4 protein-coding genes are annotated in these 3172 nt (G+C 59.9%); all 4 read left to right on the top strand.

Annotated features, from left to right (window positions below; translation table 11 throughout):
- Positions 1–1155: site-specific integrase (locus IP83_RS13415; RefSeq protein WP_054122735.1), on the top strand; the 1155-nt coding region annotated here is incomplete at its 5' end.
- Positions 1156–1461: 306 nt separating this feature from the next.
- Positions 1462–1770 (top strand): DUF1778 domain-containing protein, encoded by a 309-nt coding sequence (locus IP83_RS13410; protein ID WP_054122734.1) that lies wholly within the window; start codon positions 1462–1464, stop codon positions 1768–1770.
- A complete protein-coding gene (locus IP83_RS13405) occupies positions 1761–2369 on the top strand; it encodes a GNAT family N-acetyltransferase (protein WP_082364693.1) in 609 nt (202 codons plus the stop codon). Before IP83_RS13410 ends, IP83_RS13405 begins: the two co-directional genes overlap by 10 nt.
- 21 nt (positions 2370–2390) lie before the next feature.
- The gene (locus tag IP83_RS13400; RefSeq protein WP_231625045.1) at positions 2391–2741 is read left to right on the top strand and encodes a type II toxin-antitoxin system VapC family toxin; all 351 of its coding nucleotides are present in this window, start codon (positions 2391–2393) and stop codon (positions 2739–2741) included.
- The last annotated feature ends 431 nt before the right edge of the window (positions 2742–3172 follow it).

Below are 3172 nucleotides of genomic sequence, written 5' to 3'. Positions count from 1 at the left end.
GGTATCAAGACGTACATTCTGCGCAAGCGGGTTCAGGGCAAATGGTTGAATGTGACGATCGGACGCCATAGCCCCAGCTTTACACTGGCCCATGCCCGTAAGAAGGCCCGCGATCTGCTCGTGGATGTCGAGCAAGGTAAGAGCATCGCCAGAAAAGCGGGCGCAAAGAGGAAGGGATCAAAAGGCGTCGGGACAGTCGCTGAGCTCTACGAAACGTACCTTGCGCAGCAGATCGAGGGCAAAAAGAGGAGCGCGCGGGAGTTCGATCGGGTGTTCCGAAAGTACATCGAGCCTGAGATTGGAGACCGGCTCGCGGACTCCATAACTCGAAGTGACGTGAGCCGCTTCGTTGAGAAAATTGCGTTCGAGCGGGGCAAGGAAACTCTGACGATGGCGCGGATCGTGTATCGCCATCTTTCAACCTTCTACACTTGGGCGCTCGCCAGATTAGAGCATATGCCCGCCAATCCTTGCCGGGATGCATGGCGGCCGAAGCGGAATGAGCCTCGCGACCGTGTGCTCAGTGACCGTGAGCTTGCTGCGCTGTGGCAATCTGCGGTCGAGGATGGATATCCGTTCGGTCATCTCGTGCAGATGCTTATCCTTACGGCTCAACGCCGTGGCGAAGTGCTCGATGCGGCGTGCGACGAGTTCGACTTCAAAGCCAAGGTCTGGACTGTCCCAGGTGATCGAGCAAAAAACGGCAAGGCCAATTTGGTGCCACTATCCGCCCAGGCTCTTACAGTGATCACCGAGATATTCCGGGCAGCTGGCATCGCCCCCGAAGACGCTCACAAGCAATCTCAGATTCTGTTGGCTTCGAAGGTCACCAATACGAACAGTGTCAGTGGACTATCCAAGGCCTGGAAGCGGATCAGAGCGAGTGTGGACGAGAAGCTCGGCTACGAGGCCGGGCACTTCACCATGCATGATATTCGACGGACGGTCGCAACGGGCTTGCAGCGCCTTGGTATCCCTCTGGTCGTTTCGGAGGCCGTTCTCAACCACCAGTCTGGAACTGCGATGGCCGGCGTCGCTGGCGTTTATCACCGGCATCAATACACCAATGAAAAGCGGGAGGCGCTTTCGCTTTGGGGTCGTGAGGTGCTGCAGATCGTGGCGAGGTATCCAATGGAGAAGGATCAGGAATTCTGACTATCAGGGCCGATCCAGTCCGCATGAAGACGATCTAGGCCTTTAATCACACCCTCGACGGTCACTTTCATCCGGATCAGGATCAGTGTCTTTGATTGCCCTGGACCACTGGTAATTAGTCCCAAGGCTCCGTTGAGCGGGGTATCACGCTGATCGGTCTTCTATCTTGCCAGCGCCCTCGTGAGCGCTGGCAATCAACTGCAAGCCTGTTTTGGGCGTTTAGCAAGCCAACGTTGACTTGTAGTTTGTATTGACATTGTATGTGCAAATTGACATCTTCCGATGCGAAATGGAAGGTCGAAGGTAATGGCTGTGCTAAATCGTGATTCCTCTGAGAGTGGCCGGCGCAAGCTGCCGGCTGATGCAACGATCACGATGCGTGTCCCGGCGCGAACGCGCGATCTGATTGATTCAGCGGCGGCGTCACTGGGCAAATCGCGCACGGAGTTCGTGCTCGATAGTGCCCGCCAGCACGCGGTCGATGTGCTGCTCGATCGGCGGGTCTTCAGCCTTGATGCTGAAGCAAGCGAGGTGTTCGCCAAGGCATTGGCGGCCCCTGTTTCTCCCAATGCGGCGCTCACGGAGCTGATGTCGGCCAAGGCTCCGTGGGAGTAAAGCCCGTACGGCTGGGCCAGCCTGAACCTCTGCAGGCGCATCATGATCTTGGCCGGTTCGAGTCCGGGAAGCCGGCACTTGATGAGTGGCTGCGTTCCCGTGCCATGGCGAACGAGGGGATGTCCTCGCGTACCTTTGTCGTTTGCGATGAAGGGGACACGGTCGTGGGCTATTATACGCTCGCAACCGGCAGTGTGGCGCGAACGGAAGTGCCGCGGCGCATCCGCCATAATCTGCCCAATCCTGTCCCGATCATGGTTCTTGGACGCCTGGCTGTAGACAAGCGGTGTCAGGGCCTGAAACTCGGCAGCGCCCTGCTGCGCGAAGCCATGCTGCGTACGCTCCGCGTGTCCGAGCAGGCGGGCGTGCGGGCGCTTGTCGTCCATGCGATCGATGACGAGGCAGTCGCCTTTTATACGCGCTATGGCTTCCAGATATTCCCTCCGGAGACGCACACGTTGTTGCTTCCGGTCGAGACAATCGCAGCATCCAGCATAAATCCGCTGTTCGGATCGATGCGACACGAGGGACCGGCTCTGTCAGTCGAGGAAATGAATGCAGCGATTGCGCGGGATGCTGAGCGACGTGCGTGCGATTGATACCAACGTGTTCGTCCGCCATTGACTGCGGATGATGCACAAGCTGCAGCAGCGCGCCCGGTCATCGAGACTGGCGACATCTTCATTCCGACGACCCTGCTTCTTGAAGCCGAGTGGGTTCTGCGCAGCGGGTATGGCTTCTCCAGTGAGGCTATCTGGGCCGCGCTGACACGTCTGGCTGGGCTGCCTGGCGTTGCCGGTGAAGATCCTCTGGCTTTGGCCTCTGCTCTGGATGGTCTGGCGGGTGGAATGTACTTCGCGGACGCGCCGCATCTCGCCAGGGCCGATGGTTCCATTGCCTTCCTAAGCTTCGATCTCAAGCTGGCCAAAGCCGCCAAGGGACGGTCTTCAGTTCCTGCCATGGTGCCCTGAACCGGGGCCAGCGCCAGGGGCCTGTGCTGACAGGCACCGCTTGGGCAGAGCCATTCTAGAGATCAGGATACACGAGCTTCGGCGGTGTCCTCCCCTTTGCAGATCTGACGTCATGGGCCGCACGAAATCGCACCACCGAGGTCAGTTGCACGGCCCGGGCGTTGAGCAGGTTCAGGGCGAACCGCAGCCGCGAAACGCCACGAAATGGCAGCTCATCTCACCGGCACAGGCCCGGGACCATCCGGCTCTTCGCGAACCCTTCCCTGAAGGCGGCGCCTGACCCTCGCAACCCCGATCCGGCCGGCCGGGTTGCCGCGCTACGCGCGTCTGCCCGCACCACCCGTCCTGATCGAGGTTCCCCTCCAGCCGCCTGCAGCGCCCTCCGGTGCGAGCGCCAGCCGCCCCCTTCTGACGGTCAGTTCGCAGCCGGG

Source organism: Novosphingobium sp. AAP93, from assembly GCF_001296055.1.
GTDB lineage: Bacteria > Pseudomonadota > Alphaproteobacteria > Sphingomonadales > Sphingomonadaceae > Novosphingobium.
The sequence above is the reverse complement of the archived record's forward strand: the minus strand, read 5'-3'. Positions and strand labels throughout refer to the sequence as shown.

What these genes read in the sequence shown, in the direction of transcription:
- IP83_RS13410 (WP_054122734.1), top strand. Translation starts at nt 1,462, where the DNA reads ATGGCTGTGCTAAATCGTGATTCCTCTGAGAGTGGCCGGCGCAAGCTG.